Source organism: Micromonospora sp. LOL_015 (assembly GCF_048060275.1).
Classification (GTDB): Bacteria; Actinomycetota; Actinomycetes; order Mycobacteriales; family Micromonosporaceae; genus Micromonospora_E.
In genome coordinates this window covers 1-26,564 of the sequence record NZ_JBHMIO010000024.1, presented here as the reverse complement: position 1 = coordinate 26,564, position 26,564 = coordinate 1, and the positions used below count along the sequence as shown (strand labels likewise).

Below are 26,564 nucleotides of genomic sequence, written 5' to 3'. Positions count from 1 at the left end.
ACGCGGGTCGACCACTCGACGCAGCAGCCGGGCTGTCGTTCAGCACCGGCGGTAACCCACCGTACTATGCCGGGTGGACCAGATCACGGGGGGTACGGTGGCTGGGCGGCTGGCAAACCGACTGGGAACGGCCCGCGAGGAGGCGTTCGTCGGCCGTACTGCCGAACTGGACGCCTTTAGGGCCGCACTGGCCGGCACGCCGGACGGATGTCCGGTGTGGTTCGTACACGGCCCCGGCGGCATCGGCAAGTCCATGTTGCTGCGTCGGTTCGCGACCCTCGCCCGCGACGCCGGCCGGATCGTCGTCCAGGTCGACGGCGCCGGCATCGACCCGTCCCCGGCCGGATTCACCGCAGCCGCCTACGTCGCGCTCAGCGGCGCGCCGGCCGTCCTGCTCGTCGACACGTTCGAACGCTGCCAGGGTCTGGAAGGCTGGCTGCGGGACCGGTTCCTGCCGCGCATCCCGGACGGCGTCGTCGTGGTGGTCGCCGGCCGGCAGGCACCGGACTGCGAGTGGCAGGCCGACCTCGGTTGGTCCGGCGTACTGCGGGTGGAGAGCCTCGGCGGTCTGCCGCCGGACGCGGCCACCGAACTGCTGGACCGGCGCGGCGTACCGCGTGAACTCTGGGAGGCGGTGCTGCGCTTCGCTGGCGGCCATCCGCTCGCGCTCAACCTCTCCGCCGCGGTCGCGGTCGGCGACCGGCGGGCCTCCGCCACCTGGACACCGACCCCGGACGTCGTCGCGACCCTGCTGCACCACCTGGTCGGCGAGGTGCCGTCGGCGCAGCACCGGCTCGCGCTGGAGACCTGCTCACACGCGCTGACCACCACCGAGGACCTGCTGCGTTCGGTCGTCGGCGAGGCGGCGGCGGAGCTGTTCGCCTGGCTGCGCCGGCTGCCATTCGTCCAAAGTGGCCGCGATGGGGTCGTCCCGCACGACGTGGTACGTAGTGTGCTGGACGCGGATCTGCGCTGGCGGGACCCGCACGGCTACCAGGTGATGCACGCCCGGGTGGCGGCCCACCTGCTGCACCGGGCACGGGCCGCCAGCGGCGACGCCGTCCTACCGGCGGTCCGCTCGCTGTACCACATTCTGCAGGACACCGCCGTGATGGCGCCGTTCGCGCTGCGCCACGGCGGCGGCGCGGTCTACCCGGACCTGGCGACGCCCGACGACCACGCCACCCTGCGGCGGATCGTGCGGGAGTCCGGCGACGGCACCGACGATCTGGTCGGCTTCTGGCTGGACCGCCAACCGGAGGCGTTCGACGTGTACCGGCGCTCGCACGACGGGGCCGTCGCCGGGTTCCAGGTGACGCTGCGGCTGACCGGCCCGGATCCGGACGAGGTCGCCGCCGACCCGGTGGTCGCGGCGGTGTGGCGGTGTGCCGCGACCGCGCCGCCGCGGGCCGGCGAACACATCCTGGTCACCCGGTTCAGCTACCCGCTGCCGGCGCGGCGGCGCTCCGCGGTCCGGGACCTGATGCACGTGCGGACCCTGCAGTGGTGGATTCGGTCGCAGCGACTCGCCTGGTCGTTCCTCACGCTGGCCGACGAGGCGGTCGGGGTGGCCGAGTTCATCGACCACCAGCCGGTCCGGCCCCGGCCGGTGGCGAACGGCCGGGCGTACGACCTGTACGCGCACGACTGGCGGGCGGTCCCGGTGCACGGGTGGGCGGCCCGGGTGACCGCGTGGCCGCTGAACGCCGCGCCGGCCCGGTCGTCGACCGGCGCGAGCACCGCCGTCGCGACCCCGGTCCACGCGGTGCTGTCCCGGCCCGACTTCGACGCGGCGGTCCGGTCGGCGCTGCGGCGGCTGCACGACGAGTCGGCGCTGCGGGCCAACCCGTTGACCCGCAGCCGGCTGGTGGTCGCCCCCGGAGGTGGCTCCGCCGCTGATCGGACCAGCACCCGGGACCCGGTGGACACGCTGCGGACGCTGCTGGCCGACGCCGCGGAGTCGCTGCGGCACGACCCCCGCGACGCCAAGCTGTACCGGGTGCTGTCCGCCACCTACCTCACCGGGCCGACCACCCAGGAGGCGGCGGCGGACCGGCTCGGCCTGCCGGCCAGCACGTACAAGCGGCATCTGCGGGCCGCCATCGACCGGGTCTGTGAACTGTTGTGGCGCCGGGAGTCGTGACCCGACCGTCGCTCAGCTTGAGTCAGCCGTGCAGTTCGCGGTGCCACAGGGCGTCGCTGATCCGGTCCAACGCCCGGGTCAGATGCCGCCGGTAGGTGCTGAACGGCAGGCCGAGCCGGTCCGCCGCCGCCTCCTGCGTCGGGGTGCCGTGCACGAACGTGGTGACCAGTACCCGGTGTGACCGGGTGTCGGCGCGCAGGCCGTCGAGCGCGGCACCGAGTACGCCGCGCAGCGCGTCGACCGGGTCGCCGTCCGGGCGGTCGGCGACCAGCCGGGTACGGACCAGCGGGTTGGCGGCGAGCGCGTCGGGGCGGCGCCAGGCCCGCATCGCGGACCGGACCGCCGCGTCGAACTCGGGGCGGGACAGCACCAGCAGGTCGGCGCCGGGCCGGGCGGTACGCGGCTGCAGCCCGTACAACAGTTGCTGCTGGTTGTGGTTGAGCCAGCGCATCAGCGGCGCGACCCGCCAGTCGTGGAAGAACAGGTGGTACGGGCGTCCGCCGACCTGCGGCACCGTATCGACCGGATGGTCGTCGAAGTACGCCAGGTGTGGCCCCCAGAACTCGGCGTCGCGCAGCACCAGGTAGTGCAGGGCCAGACCCTTGTCATGCAGGTAGTGGGCCAGCATCCGCATCTGGATCATGTCGGTCACCGGCGACGGCCGCTGGTAGGACGGGGGATGCACCATGAACCGGGCCAGACCGATGTGTTCGCCGCCGCGCAGCGGGGCGCTGGCCCGGCAGTGCCGCCAGGCGGTGTCGACGACCGGATCGGCTTCCAGCTCGGCCGGCTGTGGGTCGTCCAGGTCCAGCCAGATCATGAAGCCCACCACCTCGTCGGTGGCGGAGCTGCGGTAGACGTGGCAGCCCTCGGGCTGACGGTCCAGCCAGAGGCCGACCAGCGCAGCGGACCCCGGGCCTTCGGCCTCGCCGGCGAGGTCCAGCACCGTCGGCCGGTCCGCCGGCTGGTACGGAGCCTCGTAGGCCTCGCCCTCGCCGGCGAAGGTGAAGTAGCGGCGGATCTCCTGCGCGTGCCGTTGCAGGTACATCATCGCGCCGACCGCCGGCAGCACCGTCGGCCCGGTGGCGGCCAACGCCTGCTCGAGCAGGTAGGCGTGCAACCGCCGGTGCATCGTCTCGTAGCCCTGCGGGTCACGCCAGCGCAGGTCGTCGTTGAGCGCGTCACGGACCACGTCGTGCGGACGCAGGCCGCGGGCGTCGGACTCGATGAACGGCAACTCACGCAGCCACGCGAAGATCGGCCCGGGGTCGCGGTCCAGGGCCGCCCGCAGCAGTCCTTCGGTGGTCGTCTGGGCATGCGCGCAGATCTCCAGCGCCTGCCGGTGCAGCGGTGACGGCGTCTCCCCGATCAACTGGGTGAGCAGGGTCTCCACCACGTTCAGGCTGGGCCGCCAGGCGGCGGTGGCGGCAGCGTCGTGGGTGACCGCGACCTCGGCTGCGAGCCGCAGCGCCAGCGGGTGGCCGCCGGCGAACGACAACACCGAGGGATGCAGATCCGGCGGTACGCCCCGGCGGTTGAGCAGCGCGACGGCATGCTCCCGGGACAGGTTGCCCATCGGGATCACTTTCAGCAGATCACGCCAGGCCGGATCGGCCCGCCACTGCGGCCCGGGGCCGCCCCGGCCGGCCAACACCACCAGGACGGACTCCGGCAGTCGCGGCAGGAACCGGTCCCGCAGCCAGTCCTCCAGCCCCTGGCATTGCTCGAAGGAGTCGACCAGCAGCACCGCCGTGTCGTCGGCCAGCGCGTCGCCGGCGGCGAGCTCGAACCGGCCCGGTGACGGACTGACCGCCCGGCCGTCCACATGCACCACCCGTCGCCCGGCTGCGGCCGCCTCGTCACTGAAGTACCGCAGCAGGGTGGACTTGCCGATGCCGCCCGGCCCGTGCAGGTAGAGCACTCCGAGCGGTTCGGGGGCGCGCTCCAACGCCTGCCGCAGCAGAGCGAGCTCGGCGGCCCGGCCAACGAAGTGGTGCTCCCGGGTCTGCCGCAGCCGTCGGTCCAGACTGGTGGTCGCTTGCCCACATCCGGCCATCACAAATCGATATCTTAGTGAAGCCGGTACGCCAGCGGCCGCCCCGGCCCGACAGCCGGGATGGCACCACCGGCCGCCCCGGGGCGGGATCGGCAGGTCAGCGTGACTGCAGGGTGTCCAGTGCGACGGCCATGGCGATCACCAGGCGGCGGTCCAGTTGCGGGTGGTGGATGTCGACCTGGTAGTTGTCCCGCAGGCTCCACTTGCGTACCACGGAGAAGGCCGGTTGGCCGTCGATGGTGAAGTCGAAGTGGTACGGCAGCCAGGGGGGCAGGTCGCCGATCCGGCGCAGCACGGCGACCACCATGTTGCGCTCCGCGCCGGTCGCCACGCCGAGGCCGGGTTGCTCCAGGTGCCAGGTGGAGCGCAGCAGCGACCGGGTGAAGTCCTTGCGGAACAGTCCGATCGGGTGGCCGGCGGCGTCCGTCACGTCGTAGGTCGCCCCGAGGTCGACCACCTGCCGGGCGTTGAACCCGAGTACGCACTGCTGGCGCTGGTCGTCGGCGTAGAAGGTGACCCGTTCACGGAAGGCCAGCCGCTTCTGCTGGGCGAAGGCGAGCAGCGGCCCGGATGAGCCGTCCGGGCCGACGGCGCGGACCTCGTACTGATTGACGATTGGCCGGATGCGTTGCCGTACGTGCATCTGTCGCAGCGTCTGCAGTTGCTGCTGGTCCATTGGTCGGTGGCTCTCTTCCGTCGGGGATGGGCGGCCGTTCGCCGCCGGCACGGTGGGCGGCCGTGCGCCACCGGATCGAAAGTTTGCCATGGATATCCGGCACGACACTCACCGGCATCACCGACCACATATCCTTCAGTAGCCTCCACGCTACGTTCCGTCAGCCCCCTGCGGCAGGCCGACAACAAAGGATCGGACGAATGTGGCCTATTCGACAAAAGGCTTCCGCTGCCACGCAACCACCGGCCGACTCTCCCGCCGACCGCGAGGCGCTGCCCGAACTCGCCGACGCGGACTGGATGCACCACGCCCGCGCGTTCGCCGAGACCAGCTTCTGGACGGTCGCCCGCCGGCTGCCCGGGATCCTCGCCGAGGCGGTCCAGTTGGCCTGGTCGGTGAGCCCACGCGACACGGTCGCCGCGATCGGGCTGAACATCGTGGCCGGGGTGATGACCACGTTCGGGCTGCTGGCCACCAGCAGCGTACTGCGGGAACTTTTCGCCTCCGGTCCGACACCGGACCGGATCCGCGCGGCCGCTCCAGCACTCGCCGTCGCCGCGCTCGCCGTGGTGGCCCGGGGCGGGCTGACCATCGCCGCCGGCTGGGCCCAGGCCCGGCTGATGCCACAGGTCACCTACCGGGCCGAGCTGCGGCTGTTCGAGGCCACCACGTCGGTGGAGCTGGCCGCCTTCGACGACGCCGGCTTTGCCGAGGAGATGGACCGGGCCCGCGACCGGGGGACCGTCGAAGCGGCGTCCATTGTCGATGACGCGGTGAACCTCACCACCGGGGTCGTCGGGGTGGCCGCCACCGCCGCAGCGGTCACCGTCATCGAACCGCTGCTGCTGCCGTGTCTGCTGCTGGCGGCGGTACCGGCCGCCGTCACCGCCATCCGGATCGCCCGCCGCGAATACCTCGCGTTGCTGGCCCGGATCACCCGCCGGCGACGGATGTGGATGTTGGCCCACCTGATGGCGAACCGGCACACCGCTGCGGAGATCCGCACCTACCAGATGCGGGACTTCCTGCTCGGCGAGTACCACCGCACGATGACCACCGAGACCCGGGCCCAGCTGCGACTGGTCCGGGCACAGACCGGCACCCGGGTCGTCGGCGGCGCGTTCAGCGGCACCGCCACCTTCGTCGTCTACGCCGTACTCGGCGGTCTGCTTCTGGTCGGCATGATCCCGTTGGCCGCCGCCGCCACCGCGATGATCGCGCTCCAGGCCGCCCGGGCCAACCTCAACACCGCCATCCACGCCACCAACGCGCTGTACGAGGACGCGCTGTACTACCGCGACTACCGCGACTTCCTGGCCCGCGCCGACCGACAGGTGCCGCCGGCCGGCGGCCGGCGGATCGGCGGGTACGACGAGATCGAGCTGGACGGCGTCAGCCTGAGCTACCCGGACACCGACCGGCCGGCGGTCGACGGGGTCAGCTTGACCCTGCGTCGGGGTGAGGTGATCGCGCTGGTCGGCGAGAACGGCTCTGGAAAGTCGACCCTGGCCAAGCTGATCGCCGGGCTGTACCGGCCGAGCAGCGGCACCATCCGCTGGGACGGCGTCGACATCGACGAGATCGACCCGCAGCGGCTCGCCGGCCAGGTCGCGGTGGTGAGCCAGGACTGGTGGCGGTTCCCGTTCACCGCCGGGCAGAACATCACCATCGGCCGACCGGACCGCGACCGGTCAGGGTACGGTCAGCCGGACCGCCACCAGGCGGAGCGCGACCGGGTACGGCCGTCCATGGTGGATGCGGCGACCGCCGCCACCGCCCACGACATGATCGAAAGCCTGCCCCGCGGCTATCAGACGCTGCTCGACCGCAACTTCCGGGAGGGCCACGACCTCTCCGGTGGCCAGTGGCAGCGGCTGGTCGCCGCCCGTGGCATCTACCGCGACGCGCCGCTGCTGATCTGCGACGAACCGTCCGCGGCGCTGGACGCCCGCGCCGAACACGCCCTGTTCCAGCAGCTCAAACGCCGACCCGACCGGACTGTCGTGCTGATCACCCACCGGCTGGCGAACGTCCGCCAGGCCGACCGGATCTACGTGCTGCGGTCGGGCCGGCTGATCGAGGCCGGTACGCACGACGAGCTACTCGCCGCCGACGGGCTGTACCGGGAACTGTTCGAACTGCAGGCGAGCGGGTACGCCGACACGCCCGTCGGATAATCGACCGGTGACCGCCACCACCGGACCCACCGCCGCCCCGGCCACGCCCTCGGCTGCGCCGCCAGCCATGCCCTCTGCCGCCGCCTCGGCCGCGCCGCCGACCCGGGCTCCGGCAGCGGTACTGGAGGCGGTCCTGGAACGGATCACCTACGCCAACGAGGAGACCGGCTACACCATCGCCCGGGTCGCCACCGAGCGGTCCGGCACCGACCTGCTGACCGTGGTCGGCTCGCTGCTCGGCGTACAGCCCGGGGAAAGTATCCGGCTGGTCGGCCGGTGGGGATCGCACCCGAAGTACGGCCGACAGTTCGAGGTCCACTCGTACACCACCGTGCTGCCGGCCACCGTGCAGGGCATCGAACGCTACCTCGGCTCCGGCCTGATCAAGGGGATCGGGCCGAAGATGGCCGGCCGGATCGTCGCCCACTTCGGCGCCGACACGCTACGCATCATCGAGGAAGAGGCTGGCCGGCTGATCGAGGTCCCCGGTCTCGGGCCGAAACGGACGTCGCTGATCGCCAAGGCGTGGATCGAACAGCAGGCGATCAAGGAAGTGATGATCTTCCTGCAGGGGGTCGGAGTCACCACCTCGCTCGCCGTACGGATCTACAAGAAGTACGGCGACGGGTCGATCTCGATCGTCCGCAACGAGCCGTACCGGCTGGCCGCCGACGTCTGGGGCATCGGATTCAAGACCGCCGACACCATCGCCCAGGCGGTCGGCATCCCGCACGACAGCCCGGAACGGATCAAGGCCGGCATCCAGTACACCCTCTCCGAGGCCGCCGACAACGGCCACTGCTACCTGCCGGAGCCCAACCTGTGCACCGACGCCGCCGGCATCCTCGGCGTCGCCGTCGAACTGGTCCGCGACGCGCTCACCGCGCTGGTCGCCGAGGAAGGCGTGGTACGCGAGGCGGTGCCGAACCCGACCAGTGAGGGCGGCACCATCCCGGCCGTCTACCTGGTGCCGTTCCACCGGGCCGAATGCTCACTGGCCGGCAGCCTGCTGCGGCTGCTGCGCCACCGCGCCGACCGGTTGTCGGCGTTCGCCGACGTCGACTGGGGCCGGGCGCTTGCCTGGCTGCGCGCCGGCACCGGCGCCGACCTCGCCCCCGAGCAGGAGCAGGCGGTACGCCTGGCGCTGACCTCGAAGGTGGCGGTGCTCACCGGCGGGCCGGGCTGCGGCAAGTCGTTCACCGTCAAGTCGATCATCACGCTGGCCGCCGCCAAGGGCGCCAAGATCGTGCTCGCCGCGCCGACCGGCCGGGCGGCGAAGCGGATGACCGAACTCACCGGCCACCCGGCCGCCACCGTGCACCGGCTGCTGCAGCTGCGGCCGGGTGGGGATCCGACGTACGACCGGGACAACCCGATCGACGCCGACCTGATCGTCGTCGACGAGGCGTCGATGCTCGACCTGATCCTGGCCAACAAGCTGGTCAAGGCGGTGGCACCCGGCGCCCACCTGCTGTTGGTCGGCGACGTCGACCAGTTGCCGTCGGTCGGCGCCGGCGAAGTGCTGCGCGACGTGCTCGCCGCCCCGGCCGTACCGCAGGTGCGGTTGACCCGGATCTTCCGGCAGGCCCAGGAGTCCGGGGTGGTGGTCAATGCGCACCGGATCAACGCCGGCGAGCAGCCCCGTACCGACGGCATGGCCGACTTCTTCCTGTTCGCGGCCGACGACCCGGAGGCGGTCGCCGGCCTGGTGGTGGACATCGTCGCCCGGCGGATCCCGCGCAAGTTCCGGGTGCCGGCCCGCGACATCCAGGTACTCAGCCCGATGCACCGGGGTCCGGCCGGCGCCGGCAACCTGAACACCGCCCTGCAGGAGGCGCTCGCACCACCGCGCGACGACCGGCCGGAGCGGCGGCACGGCGCCCGGGTGTTCCGGATCAACGACAAGGTCATCCAGATCCGCAACAACTACGACAAGGGCACCGCCGGGGTCTTCAACGGCACCATCGGGGTGGTCACCGCGGTCAGCACCGAGGATCGCAAGCTGACCGTCCGCACCGACGAGGACGAGGACATCGAGTACGAGTTCGACGAGCTGGACGAGCTGCAGCACGCGTACGCGATCACCGTGCACCGCTCCCAGGGCAGCGAGTATCCGGCGGTGGTCATCCCGGTGACGATGAGCTCGTACACGCTGCTGCAGCGCAACCTGCTCTACACGGCGGTGACCCGGGCGAAGAAGCTCGTGGTCCTGGTCGGCTCCCGCAAGGCGATCGCGATCGCGGTCCGGACCGCCGGAGCCGGCCGCCGGCACACCGCACTCACCCACCGCCTGGCACCCGACTGACCCGGGTCCGGACCACCCGGTCTTACGACCGGCCGGGTCTCTCGGCCGAACCCGGGTCTCACAGCCGGACCCGGATCTCACGGCCGCAGTTCGGCGACGACGACCCGCGCGGCCTGTGCGATCAGCGCGTTGTCGTACCCGGCATCCGGGCCTTCCCGGTCGGAAAGCACCGCCAGCACGATCGGTTGGCCGGCCGGCGGCCAGATCACGGCGATGTCGTTGCGCGTGCCGTATCCGGCGGCACCGGTCTTGTCTCCGACGCGCCAGCCATCCGGCACGCCGGCTCGGATCAGCTCGTCACCGGTGGTGTTCGCCACCAACAGGTCAACCAGCAGGTCTCGGTCGTCCGTGGCGAGCGCGTCGCCGACGGCGTACGCCCGCAGACTTCCGGCCAGTGCCCGTGGAGTGCTGGTGTCCCGGGGGTCGCCCGGGGTGTAGTCGTTCAGCTCGGTCTCCCAGCGGTCCGGATCGGTCACGTCGTCGCCGATCTCCCGCAGCCGCTTCTCGAAGCCATCAGGGCCACCGAGCTGCTCCAGCAACAGGTTGCCGGCGGTGTTGTCGCTGTACCGGATCGCCGCATCGGCGATGTCGCGCAGCGGCATGCCGGTGTCGACGTGCTGTTCGGTGATCGGTGAGTAGGTGACCAGGTCATCGGTGCTGTATCGGATCACCTGATCGAGCTCGGCATCGGTGGTCTGGTCGAACACCGCGGCTGCGGCGAGTGGCTTGAAGGTCGAGGCGTACGCGAATCGCTCGTCTGCCCGGTGTTCGACGGTCTGGCCCGTGCCGGTGTCGACGGCGTAGACGCCGAGCCGGGCGTCGAAGCTTTCCTCCAGGCGTCGGAGCTCGACCAGGTGTGCGCCGGTGGTCGCCGTCGTGGTCGGCTGCCCGACAGCGCTCGGGGCGGCGTCGGGCGACCCCGAGGTCGCACAGCCCGCCAGCGGTACGAGCGCCACCACCGCGACGGCGATACGGACACAGGTACGCAAAGTCATGCGAAGCATCCTTTCCAGGTGCACTTGGGATGTCAGTCAGCCTGGCAGAGGAGTCGGATGCGGTAAAAGACGACGGTGCGCGTTCTGATGCTGATTCGGCATAGAACCGGGCATAGAATCAGCTGCCGTGGACGTGGTGGCCGCCTGCCGGGCTTTCGTTGCGGTCAGCGCCCACGGCAGCTTCACCATCGGCGCTGCGGCGGCCCGCATCCCGCAGTCCGTGGCCAGCCGGCGGATCGCCACCCTCGAACAGCACCTCGGTGCCCGGCTGTTCGACCGCTCGTCACGCGCCGTCACCCTGACCGCCTTCGGGCGGGACGTGCTGCCCTCGGCCCGGCGCTTGGTCGACTTCGCGGACACCCTGGAACACAACGCCGAGCAGGCCCGACTGCGCCCGCTCCGGCTGGCCGTTCCGGCGATCTGCCCGCCCCGGCGGCTGGCCCGGTTGGTCTCCGAGGCCCGGACCGACGGCCTGCAACTGGATCTGGTCCCCGCCGATCCGGCGGAGCGCGCCGACCTGGTCCACGGCCTGGAGGTACGCGCGGCGCTGCTCGCCGTGGCACCCGACGGCAGCCGGTGGCAGGTGCCGCTGGGGCTTGCCGGCTCGTCCGACGGCTCCACCGGCGACGCCGCCGACCCGATCTTCCTCGCCGCGCTGCGCCCTGGTCGGTTTCGGCGTGACCGGGCCGGCAACCGGATCTGGATTCAGCCTGAAGACGACGTCCCGCATGTACGGGACCGGATGGTCCGCCTCGCCCAGTCCGTTGGTCTGGCACCCGCGCAGGTCAGGATCGCCACCGGACTCGTCGCCGCGCTCGCCGACGTGTACGGCGGCGACAGCGGCGACTTGTTGCTCTGCTCGGCCAGTCAGGCCCGGGATCTCGGGCTGCGCTGGCACCCGATCGGCGAGCAGGTGTTCGCCCGAGGCTACGACATCGCGGCCGGGTCGGCCGAGGACGCCCGGCGGTTGCACGACCTACCGGACGCCGTAGTGCGGACCTGCCTCGGTGCCCCGCCCGACGAGCAACGGTGAGGAAGGTATGGGCGTCGCCAAGGTGCTGCGGCTGGCACGAGCCACCCTCGACGAGGCGGGACTCCGTGGCTCCGTCCTGGTCCGAGATCTGCGTACCGGCGACGAACTTGGCATCGACCCCGACCTGGAGTTCCCGGCGGCATCGCTGGTCAAGGTCCCACTGGCGGTAGTCACGTTGGACCGGATCCACCGGGGGGAACTCGATCCGGCGGCGCCGACCCTGGTGCGCCCGAACCGGGTCGCTGTGCCCGGCCCGACCGGGTTGAGCAAGTTCCGCCACCCGGCCACGGTGGCCCTCGAGGACCTGCTCTATCTCAGTACGGCGATCAGCGACGGTGCCGCCGCCGACGCGTTGTTCGACCTCACGCCGCCAGCGGAGGTCACCATCGGGCTGCGCCGGCTCGGGTTGTCCGGAATTATCGTCCGGCACCCGATCAGTGACCTGACCGACACCCCTGCCGAACGGTTCGCCCCGCAGGAGAGTCACCTGGCGCAGTCGTTGGCCATCGGCGCGGCAACCGCCGGTCACGGCCACCCGGTCGCCCAACTCGACGTCAGCCGGGCCAGTACCGGATCGGCCCGCGCCTTCGTCGACCTCCTGCACGAACTCTGGCTGCCGGCCACGATGAACCAACAGGTTGCCGGCCGGGTCCGCGAACTGATGGGTGACAACGTGCTGCGACAGCGACTCGCGCCCGACTTCAGCTCCGATGCTGCCCGCTGGTCGTCGAAGACCGGCACCCTGCTCAACCTGCGGCACGAGATCGGCGTCGTGGAACACGCCAACGGCCAGATCTACGCGGTCGCCGCGCTGACCGAATCCCGGGTACCGGCGATGGTGCAGCCGGCGGCCGAGGCCGCGATGGCGTACGTCGCCCGCAGTCTGCACGACGAGCTTCGGCTGGTGGGCGGCTGACCCGACCGACATCCCAAGATCAGGTGAGCGCTATGGACCTCTCAACAGCGGGGTGAGGTCCATAGCGCTCACCTGATCTTGATACGGTCAGCTTGCGGAGCCGGCCCGCTTGGCCAGGTCGACGAACCCACGCCAGGCCGCCGGCACGAAGGCCAGCGTTCCGCCGTCGCGGTCCTTCGTGTCCCGGACGTACACCCGACCCGGCTGGTTATCGGCCACCTCCACGCAGGACCCGCCGTTAGTGCCGCTCCGGGTGCTCTTTCGCCAGTTCAATTCGGTGCTCATGCTCATCGACCACCCTTATCATCAGGTCACGGGACAGGTCACACGGTAGCGCCCGTGCGGACACCAACTCCCATGCTCGCTGCACGTTGCGTACGGTCGCAAGCCCGGTGACCACCTCTCCCTCGTCGACGCTGTCCCGGTAGACGACGGTTGCTCCCTCGATCAGGGTGGCGATCTCGAACGCGCCGGTCAGCGCGGGATGCGGCCCTGCCGAGAACGGCACCACCCGCACCACGACGTTGGGGAGGAATCCCACCCCGACCAGGTGATCCAGCTGCTCTTTCATGATCACCGAGTCACCGATCCGCAGCGCCGCCTCGCCGATGATCGCGTGCAACAGCAACGGATCCTCGCGACCCAGGGTCGCCGCCTGCCGCGCCATCCGTTCCCGGGTAATCTCCTCGACTTGGACCTCGGTGTGCGGCCCGGCCGCGATCACCGACCGGGCGTACGCCTCGGTCTGCAGCAGCCCGGGGACGAGACTGGCATGGCAGGTACGCATGATGGCCGCTCGGCGCTCGTTCTCCACCCAGGACCGTAGCCAGGGCGCGACCGCCTCACCGCGTGCCCGCTCGGCAAGCTCCTGCAGCTCGGGCCCCGCCTTGAGCACAGCGACCAGGCCAGCCAGCACGTCGTCGGGTGGGATCGACCGCCCTGACTCGTAGTTTCCGATCTGGGAACCGCTGATGTGCACCTCCGCACCGAGCGCATCCTGAGACATCCCGAGCTGCATTCGCATTTGCTTCAGCACTTGTCGAAATTCATTCGGATCGCTCAACGTGTCACCTCACAGATTCAGGAAGCGAACTCACGCCCCCGATCCTCCGGCATCGGCGCGTCACGGCCCAGGGTGGAAGTCGACAACTCGACAGCACCCGCCCGACCACTTATCAATTGATCATGACCAGTGTCATGAAACGGCGGAATCGGCGGAGAATCGCGCTCGACCGCAAGCAGATTAGGCCAGGTGGACCTTGCTCACTATCGATCTTTCCGTGCGATGCCCGAAGGCCTGCTCCGCGCGCCGCTCCTGGCCCTGCCGCCCTGTACCGGCACCTGCTGGGTGCCGGCTGCTGCCTGCTCGGGCCCCGCCGGTCCCGGCTGCCGGCCGGCTGACGCGCGTTGCCGACCCGCCGGGCGCCAGGTGCGGCCGTTGGCGTAGACGATCCGGAAGCCCAGGTACGCCGCCAGCGGCGCCCAGTGCGACGAGCCCATCCGCAGCTCAGCGGCGTTGTTGTAGACCCCGTTGGCGAGCACGTCGAGCAGCACCGTCTCGAACGCCGCCGACTCCACCCAGTCGACCTCCCGGGTGTAGCCGCAGATCAGCGAGGCCCCGGTGGTGGCGAGGAACTCGCGCATCCGGGCGTCGGAGGCGCGCAGCACCGAACAGCTGCCGAAGTACAGTCGCTTGCCGGCGCACCGGCCGGCCATCTGCTCGGCCACGTCGTCCAGGTCGACGTGGTGCCGTTCGGTCAGGCACAGTTTGGTCGGCTCGCCGTGCATGGCGAAGAAGCCGACCCGGTAGTCGGCGTACTGGCGCAGCAGCCAGCGGTCCAGGAAGTAGGCCAGCTCGTCGGGGGTCGCGGCGTCGCGGTGGATGAACCGGATCCGGCTGAGCCGTTCCAGCAGCTCCAGGGTCGGCAGCACCGAGCCGCGCTCGTTCAGGTCGCGATGCCACTGCCCCTCGATGCAGAAGACACCACCGCGCGCCACGTCGCCTCCCACCGTCGCGGACCACCCGCCGGACCGCCCAAGGTCGCAGCCGGCCAGACCGGCCAGGTCCACAGCCGGCCAGACCGCCCCGGTTCGCAGCTGGTCGGGGCCCGCCACCCACCTGCCGGTCCGGTCAGTGACCATACCGCCGGTCAGGCCGGTGGTGTCACCTCGGACCGGGGCACCGCGAGACGGACCACCCCGGCGTCGACCGCCGCCAACTGTTCGACGCTGGCGTAGCCGACATCGCCCGGCAGCGCCGCCGGCTCCGTCGTGCTGATCTTGATGAAGCCGGTACGCAGCAGCCGGGCCGCCACGTCGGGCGCGGTGGCCGGCTCGTCGCCCACCTGCGGGTGGGGCACCTCGTCGCCGATCGCGTCCTGCGGATCGACGGCGCCTTCGACCGTCACCGCGTTCGGATCCGCTGGACGGACCAGGGCGACGGTGCCGATCTCGTCACCCCGTGCGTCGATCACCGGCATGCCGGTGGTGATCCGGTCTGTCACAGATGCGTCAGCCGCGTTCATGGAAGTCCGGTTCCCCGTGTCGGCGTGCGACAAACCGTCCGTCGGAGACCTCGCGCCAGGCGCCGGGGCCGTCGATCAGGCGACGGACCGCGTCGTACGCGGACTCCTCGGTGTCGTACTCGGTGAACCGTGACCTGCCCTCGGCGCCGCCGACGCGGGCCTCGACGAACCACCTGTCGGCGTCGGCGCGGAGGAACACGTCCCGCCGGGCCAGCCGCCCCCAACTGCCGTTCCACCAGTGTTTACGCTGCTCCACCCGACGGACCCTATCGAACATTTGTTCGAGTGGGTACGGCGGTGGTGGGTGGCCACCGGATCGGGCGACCGACCCGGGTACGGCGGTCAGTCCGTCTCCGGCCGCTGGTAGCAGGTGCCGCAGGTGGGGTCGTCACAGCGGGGCCGGACAAGGGTCGCCACCGCCCGCCCACCAGCGGGTTGGGCGGTCGGTCGACCAAGGTCGGCGACGGGTCGGGTAGGGGTTGCGCAGTCCTGGGACGTGATCCCGGCTAGCTGCTCCATGCGTCAAGTGTCACGCAGATCACGTCCCGCCGCCGCCATTTTTCAACTGCTGGGAGTGATAGGGCAACTACGGAGAGTTCTCCCAGCTGGCGCCTCGTCCACCTGGCACCATCGAGGGAACCCACATGGTTGTCTCGGAGCCGCTTTGACGACAATGACGGTTCCCTCGATCCGGTCCGCGCCGGAAACCACCCCGGACGGCACCTACCGGTCGGTGCGGCGGGTCACCAGGGCGTCCCGGATCTCGGTGAGCAACTTGATCTCCTCGCTCGGCGCGGCCGGCGGCGGCTCCTCGCCCCGACGCCGACGCTCCGCGAGCCGGTTCATCGGCATGACGACCAGGAAGTACAGCGCGGCGGCGGTGAGCACGAAGGTAATCACCGCGTTGACGAAGGCCGGCCAGTCGAAGACCACGCCACGGTACTCAAACCCGACACCGCCGATGCCCTCCTCGCCGGTCAGCAGCACGGACAGCAGCCTGATGAACGGCTCCAGGAACGACTTGGTCAACTGGGTCACCACGGCGGTGAACGCCGCACCGATGACGATGCCGACCGCGAGGTCGACAACGTTCCCGCGCAGGATGAAATTCTTGAAGCCGTTGATCATGAGGGGCACTCCCGGCAGCTGAGCGGAATATCGGTCGACAACCTACCGCGACGAGCTGCCCGCCCCGCCGGCGCACGCCCCGCCGCCCGACCCCGGCCTCGGGGTGGAATGCCTGGTGACCGGCTGTCGTTGTGCGTGGTCCGCCCCCGCACCGCACGACCACCTGGAACGGCGATCCCCCCGGCACGGAGAGGTGGACCCCCCATGAACACGATCATCACCGGTACGCTCCGCGACAAGCTGCGTAACACCGCCCTCGGCATCGCCGGGCTGGCCCTGGCCGGCGGCGCGATCGCCGCCCCCGCCCTGGCCGCCCAGCACACCCCCGGCGTCCAGGCCACCACCCCGGACACCGCCGTCACCACCAGTGACACCGGCGCCACCAGCGACCGCGTCGACACCGGCAAGCTGACCCCGCACGGCGTGCAGGGTGAGCAGTCCCGGATCGCCCTGTCCGGCGAGCAGACCGACAACGTCAAGGGCATCATCGCCGCCACCGAGAAGGCCGGCATGGACGAGCGGGCCGCCGTGGTCGCCATCGCCACCGCCCTGCAGGAGTCGAAGCTGGAGAACCTCGGCCACCTCGGTGACCGCAACGACCACGACTCGCAGGGCCTGTTCCAGCAGCGCCCGTCGTCGGGCTGGGGCACCGTGGAGCAGATCACCGACGTGGAGTACTCCACCACCGCGTTCCTCGACGGGCTCAAGGCCGTCGACGGCTGGCAGGACATGGCGTTGACCGAGGCCGCCCAGACCGTGCAGGTGTCGGCGTACCCGGACCACTACGCCCAGTGGGAGACCCAGGCCGCCGAGCTGGTCGCCCAGCACTGGAACAGCTGACCCACTGCGCCAACCGCAGCAGGACCGCAGCAGCGCGCCGCAGCGCAGCACCACCGCGCAGCGCCGCTGGTCAGCACGAGGGGCCGGGCCCCGCCCCCGGGGTCCGGCCCCTCGTTGCGTGAGCGTCACGGGCCGGTCTTGCGTAAGCGGTCGCGGTCAGTCGGTGCCGAGGTAGACGGCCGCCTCTCGGGCCGCCCGATCCGGGTCCCCGTCGCGGATCGCCGCGACCAGTCGGGCGTGGTCGACGTGCCGGTCCGGGTGCAGGTCCGGTCCGACCGCCTCAGCGACGGTGGCCCGCATCGCCGCGCCGATCGAGTCGTACAACTCGCTCAGCATCACGTTGTGTGCGGCGGCCATGATCGCCCGGTGCAACGTCAGGTCAGCGTCGACGAACCGGGCCAGGTCGCCCCCGCGCCAGGCCGCCTCGCGGTCGGCCAGCGCCGCGTCCAGTGAAGCCACATCCGCCGGGGTACGTCGCTGCGCCGCCAGCCGGGCCGCCTCGACCTCGAACGCCCGGCGGACCTCCACGGTCTCCCGCCACTCGGCGGTGGCGCAGCGACGGGCCACCGCGCCGGCCAACTCGTCGGTGGAGATCACGTAGGTGCCGGACCCCTGCCGACACTCCAGCACACCGGCGTGCACCAACGCGCGTACCGCCTCCCGGACCGTGTTGCGCCCAACGCCGAGCGCCTCGGCCAGCCGTGGCTCGGTCGGGATCCGGGTGCCGAGCGGCCAGTCGCCGGCGGCGATCTGATCGCGCAGCGAATCGATCGCCTGCCGGACCAGAGTCTGCCGGGACCTGCGGGAAGTGCCGGACTGGCCGGCAGGTGCCGGCGGGGAAGCTGCCGAGGGTGTCATCGGTTACATCACCCGACCATAAATCATCCCATGATTTTAGGATGGGTGACATGACTCCGCCAACCGCCCTCACCGGCCGCCCGGATACCCGGACCGCACCGGGGTCGACCGTGTCGAGGCCGGCCTCACCCGGGCCGGCCGCACCAGGGCGGTCCCGGCCGGTGCAGGCCATTGCACCGGCCGGGACGGCGACCGGCGGGGCCGGCCGGCGCGGCACGGTCGTGGTGCTGATCGCGATGATCCTCGTCGCGCTCAACCTGCGGCTCGCGATCACCAGCCTCGGCCCGCTGCTGGACGAGGTCCGTACCGGCCTGGCACTGTCCGGCCTACTTGCCGGCGTGGTGACCATGCTGCCGGCGTTGGCCTTCGCCTCGGTCGGCGCGTTCACCCCCTGGCTGGTCCGCCGCTTCTCGCCACCACGGCTGCTGGTGGCTTCGATGGCGGCGCTCGCCGCCGGTCAACTGCTCCGGGTCACCACCAGCTCCGCCTGGCTGTTCGTGGCGACCAGCGCCCTGGCCCTGGCCGGGATCGCGGTGGCGAACGTGCTGCTGCCGATGCTGGTCCGGCAGTACTTCCCGCATCGGGCCGGCCTGGTCACCGGTGCGTACATGATGTCGTTGACGATCGGCGCGTCGGTGTCGGCCGGCACCGCGGTCCCGATCGCCCACGCGGCCGGCAGTTGGCGGGCCGGACTCGGCTTCTGGGCGCTGATCGCCGTCGCCGCCGCGGCGTTCTGGGTGCCGGTCGCTTGGCGGGACCGACGACGCCCGGCGGCCACGGCCGTCGGTGCGACAAAGCGGGGTGCCGGTCTGCGGCCGCTGGCGCGGCCGGGCGCGACGGCGGTGATCCGACCGGGTCGGACCCGGCTCGGTTGGCTGATGGCCGGCTTCTTCGGCGCGCAGTCGTTCGGCGCGTACGCCCAGATGGGTTGGCTGGCGCAGGTGTTCCGCGACGCCGGTTTCCGACCGGAGACCGCCGGTCTGCTGCTGGCCGGGGTCACTGCGGTCGCTGTCCCGATCGCGCTGCTGATGCCGACGCTGGCCACCCGGATGTCGAGTCTGCGGCCGCTGGTGCTCGGTACCGCCGTGGCGTCCGCGCTCAGCTACGTGGGGCTGCTCTGGCTGCCGTACGAGGGTGCCCTGGCGTGGATGGTGCTGCTCGCGCTCGGCCAGGGCACCTTCCCGCTGGCGCTGGCAATGATCGGGCTCCGGGCCCGGACCGGGGCCGGCGTCGTGTCGTTGTCGGCGTTCACCCAGAGCGCCGGTTACCTGATCGCCGCGCTCGGCCCGCTCTCGGTGGGTCTGCTGTACGAGCAGACCGGCGGCTGGTTGGTGCCGATCGGTCTGCTCGGTGTGGCGCTACTGGTGCAGACCGGTACGGGCTGGGCGATCGCCCGGCCCCGCTGGATCGAGGACGAGGCGGGCACCGCCCCGGTCAGTCGGCCGGAGCCGGCTGGGGGGCCGAGACCGCTTCGTCGACGGTCGGGAAGGTCTGTAGGACCTCGACCAGGCCGCTGACCTCCAGGATGCGCCGCACCCCGCGCTGCGGTGCGGCGAGCCGGACGACGCCGCCCGCCTCGTCGCACCCGTTCTTCGCCCGGACGAAGACCGACAGACCGGTGGAGTCGCAGAACGACACGTCGGCCAGATCGAAGACCAGCCGACTGCGACCTTTGTCCAGTAGATCCGTTATCTGGTCCTGGAGTTGGGGTGCGGTGGCCATGTCCAACTCACCACCGACCGACACGACGACGATGTCGCCACGCTGCTCCGTCTGCACCGTCAGGGACATTCGAGACCTCCAGCCATTCCGCTCGAACGGTACTCCACTTGCTGTCGTCCGCGCAGGACCGGGAGTTCGTTGCCCGGTCACCATAATCCCCCAGGCCGGTCGGCGACCCGCCGCAGCCGGCGTCATCGCGGCGACGGCGGGTTGCACCCGGCTGGCCGGGTCAGCCGGCCAGCCCCACCCGGTCCAGAATCCAGGCCGTGACGAAGGCCTCCTCGTGCCAGGCGTCGTAGCGCCCGCTCGGGCCACCGTGACCGGCACCCATCTCCGTCTTCAGCAGGTATGACCCGCCGGGGGCGACCGCGCGCAGCCTCGCCACCCACTTCGCCGGTTCGTGGTAGAAGACCCGGGTGTCATTGAGGCTGGTCACGGCCAGGATCGGCGGGTAATCGACGGCGGCGACATTCTCGTACGGGGTGTACGAGCGCATGTACGCGTACACGTCGGGGTCCTCCAGGGGGTTGCCCCATTCCTCCCATTCGGTGACCGTCAACGGCAGCGTCGGGTCGAGGATCGTGTTCAGCGCGTCCACGAACGGCACCTGCGCCACGATGCCGCCGAACGCGTCCGGGGCGAGGTTGACCACCGCGCCCATCAGCAGCCCACCGGCCGAGCCGCCCCGGGCGATCAGCCGGTCCGAGGTGGTCCAGCCCGCCTTCACCAGGTGTCGGGCGCAGGCCACGAAGTCGGTGAACGAGTTCTTCTTGGCCATCATCTTGCCGTCGTCGTACCAACGCCGGCCCAGCTCACCGCCGCCTCGCACGTGCGCGACAGCGAACACCACGCCACGGTCCAGCAGCGACAGCCGGGGCACCGAGAACCACGGGTCCATGCTGATCTCGTACGACCCGTACCCGTAGATCACGCACGGCGCGGAACCGTCCCGGGGGGTCCCGGCGCGGCACACCACCGAGATCGGCACCCGGGTGCCGTCATCGGCGACCGCCCATTCCCGGTGCTGCTCGTAGCCGGCCGGGTCGTAGCCGCCGAGCACCGGCTTGCGCTTGCGCAGCGCCAGGTCACGGGTGACCAGGTCGTAGTCGTAGATGGAGTCGGGGGTGATCAGCGAGGTGTACCGGATCCGCAGGCTGGTGGTGGTGTACTCGGGGTTGGCGTCCAGCCCGACGCTGTAGATCGGTTCGGGGAACTCGATGTCGAAGGTGTCGGTGCTGCCGACCGGGAGCACCCGCAGCCCGGTCAGTCCGTCAGTACGCAGCGACACCACCAGGTGGCTGGCGAACGCGTCCACCGATTCGAGCCGGGTGCCGGGGGTGTGCCCGATCAGCGGAACCCAGTCGCCGGGGGCGTCCACAGAGGTGTACGCGAGGGCGAAGTCCTCGGCGCCGTCGTTGTGCAGGATCAGGAACCGGTGCCCGTGGTGCTCGACCGAGTAGTCCACCCCCTGCCGACGCGGGGCGATGACCACCGGCTCGGCGGTCGGGTCGGTGGCCGGTAGTGCCCGTACCTCACTGGTGGTCTTGCTGTGCGCGTCGATCAGGATGAACCGCTCGGAGCGGGTCAGCTCGACGCCGACCCAGAACCGTTCGTCGTCCTCCTGGTGGACGACGACGTCGCGGTCCGCGCCGGTGCCGATCTGGTGGCGCCAGACCCGGTACGGGCGCCACGCGTCGTCCACGGTCAGGTAGAACAGCGCGCTGCCGTCGGCCGCCCAGGCGGTGCCGTAGAAGGTCGACGGCACCTCGTCGGGCAGCACCTCGCCAGTGGACAGGTCCTTGATCCGCAGGGTGAAACGCTCGTCGCCGGAGAAGTCGGTGGAGTACGCCAGCCAGCGGCCGTCCGGGCTGACGTCGAAGGTGCCCAGCGCGAAGAAGTCGTGCCCCTCGGCGAGGGCGTTGCCGTCGAGCAGGATCTCCTCGCCGTCGATCGACACGCCGTCGACAGTGGCCGGCGGGGCCGACTCGCCGGGCCGGACCGCGAGCCGGCAGTGGATGCCGTACTGCCGGCCTTCGACGGTCCGGGTGTAGTACCAGTGGTCGCCCTTGCGGGTCGGCACCGACAGGTCGGTCTCCTGGGTGCGCCGCTTCGTCTCGCCGAACAGTGTTTCGCGCAGCGCGGCGAGGTGCGCCGTGGCACCCTCGGTGTAGGCGTTCTCCGCCTGCAGGTAGGCGATCGTGTCCGGGTCGTCCTTGGCGGCGAGCCATGCGTAGTCGTCGACGACCGTGTCGCCATGGTGGACGCGCTCGGTCGGGACACGCTTGGCGGTCGGCGGAACCGGTGTCTGGGTCGTCACCCGGCCACGGTACCGCCCGGAGCGGGCTGCCCGGTCGCGGCGGCACGCCGCACGGCCATCCGGATCGATTAGAACACGTGTACGATCAGCGCGAGGAGGGGGTGACTCGACGGTGATTCAGGACATGGCCGCTCGACTGGCTGAGATCTGTGGTGCCGCGCACCTGCGCGACGCTGGCCCCGACGATGAGGTGGCGGCCGCCGCTCCGCGTTGGGTGGCGGCACCGGGCACGGCCTCGGCGACCGCCGAGGTGCTGCGGCTGTGCGCCGATCGGGATCTGACCCTGATCCCCCGCGGCTCCGGCAGCAAACTGGACTGGTGGACTCCTCCGTCCCAGGTGGACGTCGTGCTGGACACCTCCCGGCTGACCGGCGTCTGGCACCGCCCGCCAGGATCACGCACCGTCCGGGTCGGCGCGGGCACCCCGCTGCACACCGCCCAGCAGGCCGTCGGCCGGGCCGGCTGGCGGATGCCGCTGGACCCGCCCTCCGCGTCGGCGACGGTCGGCGGGATCGTCGCCACCGACGAGACCGGACCGTTGAGCCACCGGCACGGTCCGCCGCGCCGGCACGTGACCGGGGTCGACTACGTCGATGCCGCCGGGCGGCTGGTCCGGGCGGCATCGGAGACTGACGCCGGTGACGAACTGCCCCAGCTGCTCTGCGGTTCGCAGGGGGCCCTGGCGGTACTGGTCGCCGCGACGGTCCGGCTGCAGCCGGTGCCGGCCGACCGACGCTGGGTGCGACGTACCGTGCACACCCCGCTGGAGGTACGCGACCTGGTCGGCGAGCTGACCGTCGACGGGCTGCACCCGGTGGCGGTCGAGCTGGACCTGCCGGCACACGCCGCGCGCACCGTCCGGACGCCCCAGGTGCCGCCCGGCGGGCAGCTCGCGGTGCTGTTCGAGGGTGAGCCGGGTCTGAATCGGCGACGCGCCGGCCGGGCGGCGGCACTGCTCGGCGGCGACGCCGTCGATACCGCCCGACCGCCGGTCTGGTGGCGGCGTTACCCGTTCACCGCCAGCGACATCGCTCTGCGGCTCGACGTACCGGCCGCGCACCTGCACGCCGCGATCTACGCGGTGCGCGACGCGGTCGGCGCGCCCATCGATGTTCGCGGTTCGGTCGGCACCGGCCTGGTGCACGCCGTACTTCCCAAGTCGACCCCGCCGGAGCGGGTCGCCGAGACCCTGGCGACGGTTCGGGCGGTGCTGCTGGCGCGCAGCGGCAGCTGCGTGGTGCTGACCGCGCCCACCGAGGTCCGACAGGCCGTCGACATCTGGGGCCACCGGCCGGGCCTGCCCCGGCTACTTGAGCTCAAGCAACGGTTCGACCCGCAGCACCGGCTGGCGCCCGGCCGGTTCGCCGCCGGCTCGTTGCGTACCACCAGGACCGCGATGTCGTCGCGAGGTGCCTCGACCGAGAAGTCCAGCGTCGTGGTACGCAGCCGGGCCGCCACCACGTCGGCGGAGAAGCCGGCCAGCGGTGCCGCCGCGCGGCGCAGCCGCTCGGCTCCGAACAGCTCCCGCCCGTTGCGCCGCTCGGTGATCCCGTCGGTGTAGAAGACCAGCGAGTCGCCGGGTGCCAGGCTGAGGTCCACCGACGGTGCGACGATCTCCTCCAGCAGCCCGAGCGCCGTACCGCCGGCGCCGACGAACCGGGCCTGCCCGTACCCGCTGATCAGCACCGGCCGGTCGTGGCCGGCCAGGTGCAGCCGGACGTCCAGCTGTTGGTCGGCGGTCACCGTCACGGCGGCCATCGCGAGCGTGCAGTAGCGGCCACCGCCCCGTTCGACGAGCGTGTCGTTGAGCCGGGCCAGCACCTCCGGCAACGCCTTGCCGTCGCGGACCAGCACCCGGATGACGTCCCGGACCAGCCCGGTGACGGTGGCGGCCTGCACCCCTTTGCCGGACACGTCGCCGACCACCACCAGCCAGCGGCCCTCCGACAGCGGCACCACGTCGTAGAAGTCCCCGCCGACCTCGACCGCGTCGCCGCTGGGCACATACTCGGCGGCCAGCCCGATCCCGCCGATGGTGGGCAGTCCCGGCGGCAGCAGTGACTGTTGCAGGGTGTGCGCGACCCGTCGGCGTTCCTGATGAATTCGGGCGTTGTCGATGGCCAGCGCGGCCCGCCGGGCCACGTCCTCCAGGACCGACACCTCGTCCGGGTCGTGCCGGTGCCGCTGGTGCCGGCCGACCGCGAGGGTGCCGAGACGCTGGCCCCGGGCCACCAGCGGTACGGCGAAGCCCTCCATCGGCGCGCCGAGCGGCACCTGTGATCCGCTGCGCCAGGCCTCCCGCAGACGGGCCAGCACCGAGTCGGGGCCGGACTCGCGCAGCGCGGCGTGCAGCGTGGGCAGGACCGTCTCGTCGGCGTGGCTCGCGGCGGCCAACTGCAGCTGGCCCCACTCGTCCGCGGTGTGCACCGCGCACCACCGGCCGAGCCGGGGCACCACCAGCTGCGGGATCAACGCCATTGTCAGGTCGACGTCGAGTGACTGGGCGAGCAGTTCACTCGCCTCGGCCAGAAAGGTCAGCCAGGTCTGCCGGCGCAGGTCGGCGCGGCGCAGCCGGTCGTTCTCCAGGTGCAGCGAGAGCCGTTCGGCGACGAGCGCGGCCAGCGGCCGGGCGTAGTCCGACGGTGCGGCGTCGAGTTCGAGTTCCCCGGAGTACGGCCGGTGCACGGTCAGCGGTACGCGCAGCAGTTCACCGGAGCGCGGCTGCCGGCCGTACCGCGCCAGGATCTGGACCCCGTTGCCGTCGCCACGGTCCAGCCGGACAGTGCCACCGGCCGCGCCGACCAGGTCCGCGACCCGGGCGAGCAGGCTGCCGGCCAGGTCCGCGAGCGGATCGTCGGCATGCGGTTCCGGCCCGGCCTGCATCAGCGCGGCGAGTGTCCCCGCGCTGGGCGCGGCCGGCGGCCGGGTGTGGTGATCATCGTCGGCGGCGGGTGCCGGCCGGGTGTCGGCCGGCCACGGCGGGAACCAGTCGTCCGGTGCCGGTGGGGTGCCGTGCCGGTCGAGCCGGAACCAGACCCCCTTGCCGGTCCGCAGGTGGGTGGTGCCCCACCGACTGGCGAAGTGGTCGACGAGGAGCAGTCCCCGGCCCCGCTCGGACACCTCGGAGATGTTCTGCCGCTCGTTGCGGGGCAGCGCGGCGACGTTCTCGATCGGGCCGGCGGCGAAGTCGGTGACCGTGACGGTCAGCCCGACCGGGTCGGCCACCACCTCGATGATCAGCTCGGTGCCGGCGTGTACGACCGCGTTGGTGGACAGCTCGGTGGTGAGCAGCAGCGCCTCGTTGATCAGTTCATCCAGGGCGGCTTCGGACAGTACCGATCTGACTACCGCACGTGCGGTGGCCGGGGTCCGTCGGTCGGCCGGCAGACGAACCCGCCGGACATGCTCACTCCCGGTGCCGGTGGCGGAACGCTCGGCCCTAGCTGTCACCTGCCGGTTCCTCCGATCCCCTGACCGATTGGTGCGGGCATGCGCCTCGCATCTGCCACGGTAGTCGAGCAATGATGAGGTCAGCCCACTCCAAGAGCTGAGCGAGGAGTTATGACCAGCGCGAAACAGCTGTCCTCCGACCAACGGCCGGCGATCGACGAGACCGCGCTGCTGACCGAGCTCGCCGAGGCACTGCGCCGGGTGGGGCAGGGGGATCTGAAGGTACGGCTGCCCCGCCGGGTCGGGGTGGCCGGCGAGGTCGCCGACGCCTTCAACGAGGTGGTCTCGCTGCAGGAACGTCAGCACCTGGACCTGCGCCGGATCAGCCGGATCGTCGGCCGGGACGGCCGGCTCAGCGAACGCCTCGACGAGGAGGGCTTCGGCGGTGCCTGGGCGGACAACCACCAGGCGATCAACGCGCTGATCGACGACCTGGGTCGACCGACCACCGAGATCGCCCGGGTGATCCGGGCGGTCGCCGAGGGTGACCTGTCCCAGCACATGGAGCTGGAGATCGACGGACAGCCGCTGCGCGGCGAGTTCCTGCGGATCGGCCGGACGGTGAACACGATGGTCGGCCAGCTGTCGTCGTTCGCCGACGAGGTCACCCGGGTCGCCCGGGAGGTGGGCACCGAGGGCAAGCTGGGTGGCCAGGCGCGGGTCAAGGGGGTCTCCGGCACCTGGAAGGACCTGACCGACAACGTCAACTCGATGGCCTCCAACCTGACCCACCAGGTCCGGTCGATCTCCCAGGTGGCCACCGCGATGTCGCGGGGCGACCTGTCGCAGAAGATCACCGTGTCGGCAAAGGGTGAGGTCGCCGAGCTCGCCGACACGATCAACATGCTGACCGACACGCTGCGGTTGTTCGCCGAGCAGGTCACCCGGGTCGCCCGCGAGGTCGGTACGGAGGGCAAGCTGGGCGGGCAGGCCCAGGTGCCGAACGTGGCTGGCACCTGGAAGGACCTGACCGACAGCGTCAACTCGATGGCGTCGAACCTGACCGCCCAGGTACGGAACATCGCCCAGGTCTCCACGGCGGTCGCCAAGGGCGACCTGTCCCAGAAAATCACCGTCGCCGCGCAGGGCGAGATCCTGGAGCTGAAATCGACGGTCAACACGATGGTGGACCAGCTGTCGTGGTTCGCCGACGAGGTCACCCGGGTCGCCCGCGAGGTCGGTATCGAAGGCAAGTTGGGTGGTCAGGCCCAGGTCCGCGGGCTCTCCGGGACGTGGCGTGACCTCACCCAGAACGTGAACCAGCTGGCCGGCAACCTGACCAGTCAGGTTCGTAACATCTCCCAGGTCTCGACGGCGGTCGCCAAGGGCGACCTGTCGCAGAAGATCACCGTCGACGCACGCGGCGAGATCCTCGAACTCAAGTCGACCGTCAACACCATGGTCGACCAGCTCTCCTCCTTCG

At 71.3% G+C, this 26,564-nt stretch carries 19 protein-coding genes and 3 pseudogenes; 9 read left to right on the top strand and 13 right to left on the bottom strand.

The annotated features are described in order from the left end of the window. Window positions 1-73: 73 nt before the first annotated feature. Complete coding sequence (locus ACFHWU_RS19120; RefSeq protein ID WP_416591177.1) at window positions 74-2,143, top strand: AAA family ATPase; 2,070 nt, start codon at window positions 74-76, stop codon at window positions 2,141-2,143. A gap of 22 nt (window positions 2,144-2,165) precedes the next feature. Here the strand turns inward: ACFHWU_RS19120 and ACFHWU_RS19115 are convergent, their stop codons facing one another. Beyond that, the gene (locus ACFHWU_RS19115; RefSeq protein WP_416556550.1) at window positions 2,166-4,199 is read right to left on the bottom strand and encodes an AAA family ATPase; all 2,034 of its coding nucleotides are present in this window, start codon (window positions 4,197-4,199) and stop codon (window positions 2,166-2,168) included. Between the two features lie 97 nt (window positions 4,200-4,296). Continuing rightward, window positions 4,297-4,875 (bottom strand): hypothetical protein, encoded by a 579-nt coding sequence (locus ACFHWU_RS19110; protein ID WP_416556551.1) that lies wholly within the window; start codon window positions 4,873-4,875, stop codon window positions 4,297-4,299. A 200-nt stretch (window positions 4,876-5,075) separates the two neighbouring features. Between ACFHWU_RS19110 and ACFHWU_RS19105 the strand changes: the two genes are divergently transcribed. Together ACFHWU_RS19105 and ACFHWU_RS19100 are read left to right on the top strand one after the other, a co-directional pair. Further along, a complete protein-coding gene (locus ACFHWU_RS19105) occupies window positions 5,076-7,052 on the top strand; it encodes an ABC transporter ATP-binding protein (protein WP_416591176.1) in 1,977 nt (658 codons plus the stop codon). A gap of 67 nt (window positions 7,053-7,119) precedes the next feature. After that, window positions 7,120-9,357 (top strand): ATP-dependent RecD-like DNA helicase, encoded by a 2,238-nt coding sequence (locus tag ACFHWU_RS19100; protein ID WP_416591203.1) that lies wholly within the window; start codon window positions 7,120-7,122, stop codon window positions 9,355-9,357. Between the two features lie 77 nt (window positions 9,358-9,434). On the opposite strand, the gene bla is transcribed toward ACFHWU_RS19100, so the two are convergent. Further along, window positions 9,435-10,352: a class A beta-lactamase gene (gene bla / locus ACFHWU_RS19095; protein ID WP_416591175.1), complete on the bottom strand. Its 918-nt coding sequence runs from the start codon at window positions 10,350-10,352 to the stop codon at window positions 9,435-9,437. A gap of 127 nt (window positions 10,353-10,479) precedes the next feature. On the opposite strand from bla, the gene ACFHWU_RS19090 reads away from it, so the two are divergent. Then, window positions 10,480-11,385, top strand: a complete 906-nt coding sequence (locus tag ACFHWU_RS19090) for a LysR family transcriptional regulator (RefSeq protein WP_416591174.1) — start codon at window positions 10,480-10,482, stop codon at window positions 11,383-11,385. A 7-nt stretch (window positions 11,386-11,392) separates the two neighbouring features. Continuing rightward, complete coding sequence (locus tag ACFHWU_RS19085) at window positions 11,393-12,301, top strand: serine hydrolase (protein WP_416591172.1); 909 nt, start codon at window positions 11,393-11,395, stop codon at window positions 12,299-12,301. Window positions 12,302-12,388: 87 nt separating this feature from the next. On the opposite strand, the gene ACFHWU_RS19080 is transcribed toward ACFHWU_RS19085, so the two are convergent. From ACFHWU_RS19080 to mscL, 6 genes and pseudogenes are all read right to left on the bottom strand, one after another. After that, window positions 12,389-12,586 (bottom strand): DUF397 domain-containing protein, encoded by a 198-nt coding sequence (locus ACFHWU_RS19080; protein WP_416591171.1) that lies wholly within the window; start codon window positions 12,584-12,586, stop codon window positions 12,389-12,391. Beyond that, window positions 12,540-13,337: a helix-turn-helix domain-containing protein gene (locus ACFHWU_RS19075; protein ID WP_416591170.1), complete on the bottom strand. Its 798-nt coding sequence runs from the start codon at window positions 13,335-13,337 to the stop codon at window positions 12,540-12,542. The genes ACFHWU_RS19080 and ACFHWU_RS19075 overlap by 47 nt, the downstream gene beginning before the upstream one ends. 317 nt (window positions 13,338-13,654) lie before the next feature. Further along, a pseudogene (locus ACFHWU_RS19070) lies at window positions 13,655-14,299 on the bottom strand (DUF6642 family protein); the annotation flags it as partial. A gap of 152 nt (window positions 14,300-14,451) precedes the next feature. Beyond that, window positions 14,452-14,805: a hypothetical protein gene (locus ACFHWU_RS19065; protein WP_416591169.1), complete on the bottom strand. Its 354-nt coding sequence runs from the start codon at window positions 14,803-14,805 to the stop codon at window positions 14,452-14,454. Between the two features lie 7 nt (window positions 14,806-14,812). Further along, window positions 14,813-15,103, bottom strand: coding sequence for a hypothetical protein (locus tag ACFHWU_RS19060; RefSeq protein WP_416569502.1), 291 nt, complete (start codon window positions 15,101-15,103; stop codon window positions 14,813-14,815). 446 nt (window positions 15,104-15,549) lie between these two features. Next, window positions 15,550-15,954 carry a large conductance mechanosensitive channel protein MscL gene (gene mscL, locus ACFHWU_RS19055; RefSeq protein ID WP_416591168.1) on the bottom strand — a complete coding sequence of 135 codons (405 nt, stop codon included), beginning with the start codon at window positions 15,952-15,954 and terminating at the stop codon, window positions 15,550-15,552. Window positions 15,955-16,158: 204 nt separating this feature from the next. Here mscL and ACFHWU_RS19050 point away from each other — a divergent pair, with 204 nt between their 5' ends. After that, window positions 16,159-16,794, top strand: coding sequence for a hypothetical protein (locus ACFHWU_RS19050; RefSeq protein WP_416591167.1), 636 nt, complete (start codon window positions 16,159-16,161; stop codon window positions 16,792-16,794). 156 nt (window positions 16,795-16,950) lie between these two features. On the opposite strand, the gene ACFHWU_RS19045 is transcribed toward ACFHWU_RS19050, so the two are convergent. Continuing rightward, on the bottom strand, window positions 16,951-17,652 hold the full coding sequence (locus tag ACFHWU_RS19045) for a FadR/GntR family transcriptional regulator (RefSeq protein WP_416591166.1): 702 nt from the start codon (window positions 17,650-17,652) through the stop codon (window positions 16,951-16,953). A gap of 50 nt (window positions 17,653-17,702) precedes the next feature. Between ACFHWU_RS19045 and ACFHWU_RS19040 the strand changes: the two genes are divergently transcribed. Then, window positions 17,703-19,169, top strand: a complete 1,467-nt coding sequence (locus ACFHWU_RS19040; RefSeq protein WP_416591165.1) for a CynX/NimT family MFS transporter — start codon at window positions 17,703-17,705, stop codon at window positions 19,167-19,169. On the opposite strand, the gene ACFHWU_RS19035 is transcribed toward ACFHWU_RS19040, so the two are convergent. Then, window positions 19,087-19,443 (bottom strand): STAS domain-containing protein, encoded by a 357-nt coding sequence (locus ACFHWU_RS19035; protein WP_416591164.1) that lies wholly within the window; start codon window positions 19,441-19,443, stop codon window positions 19,087-19,089. The two genes, ACFHWU_RS19040 and ACFHWU_RS19035, sit on opposite strands and share 83 nt — an antisense overlap. 160 nt (window positions 19,444-19,603) lie before the next feature. Then, the gene (locus ACFHWU_RS19030) at window positions 19,604-21,691 is read right to left on the bottom strand and encodes a S9 family peptidase (RefSeq protein WP_416557538.1); all 2,088 of its coding nucleotides are present in this window, start codon (window positions 21,689-21,691) and stop codon (window positions 19,604-19,606) included. A 124-nt stretch (window positions 21,692-21,815) separates the two neighbouring features. Between ACFHWU_RS19030 and ACFHWU_RS19025 the strand changes: the two are divergent. Continuing rightward, a pseudogene (locus tag ACFHWU_RS19025) lies at window positions 21,816-22,298 on the top strand (FAD-binding oxidoreductase); the annotation flags it as partial. A 764-nt stretch (window positions 22,299-23,062) separates the two neighbouring features. On the opposite strand, the pseudogene ACFHWU_RS19020 reads toward ACFHWU_RS19025, so the two are convergent. Further along, window positions 23,063-25,141 (bottom strand): annotated as a pseudogene (locus ACFHWU_RS19020) (SpoIIE family protein phosphatase); the annotation flags it as partial. Between the two features lie 111 nt (window positions 25,142-25,252). Here ACFHWU_RS19020 and ACFHWU_RS19015 point away from each other — a divergent pair. Further along, a partial coding sequence (locus ACFHWU_RS19015; protein WP_416557540.1) for a HAMP domain-containing protein occupies window positions 25,253-26,564 on the top strand: 1,312 nt, incomplete at its 3' end.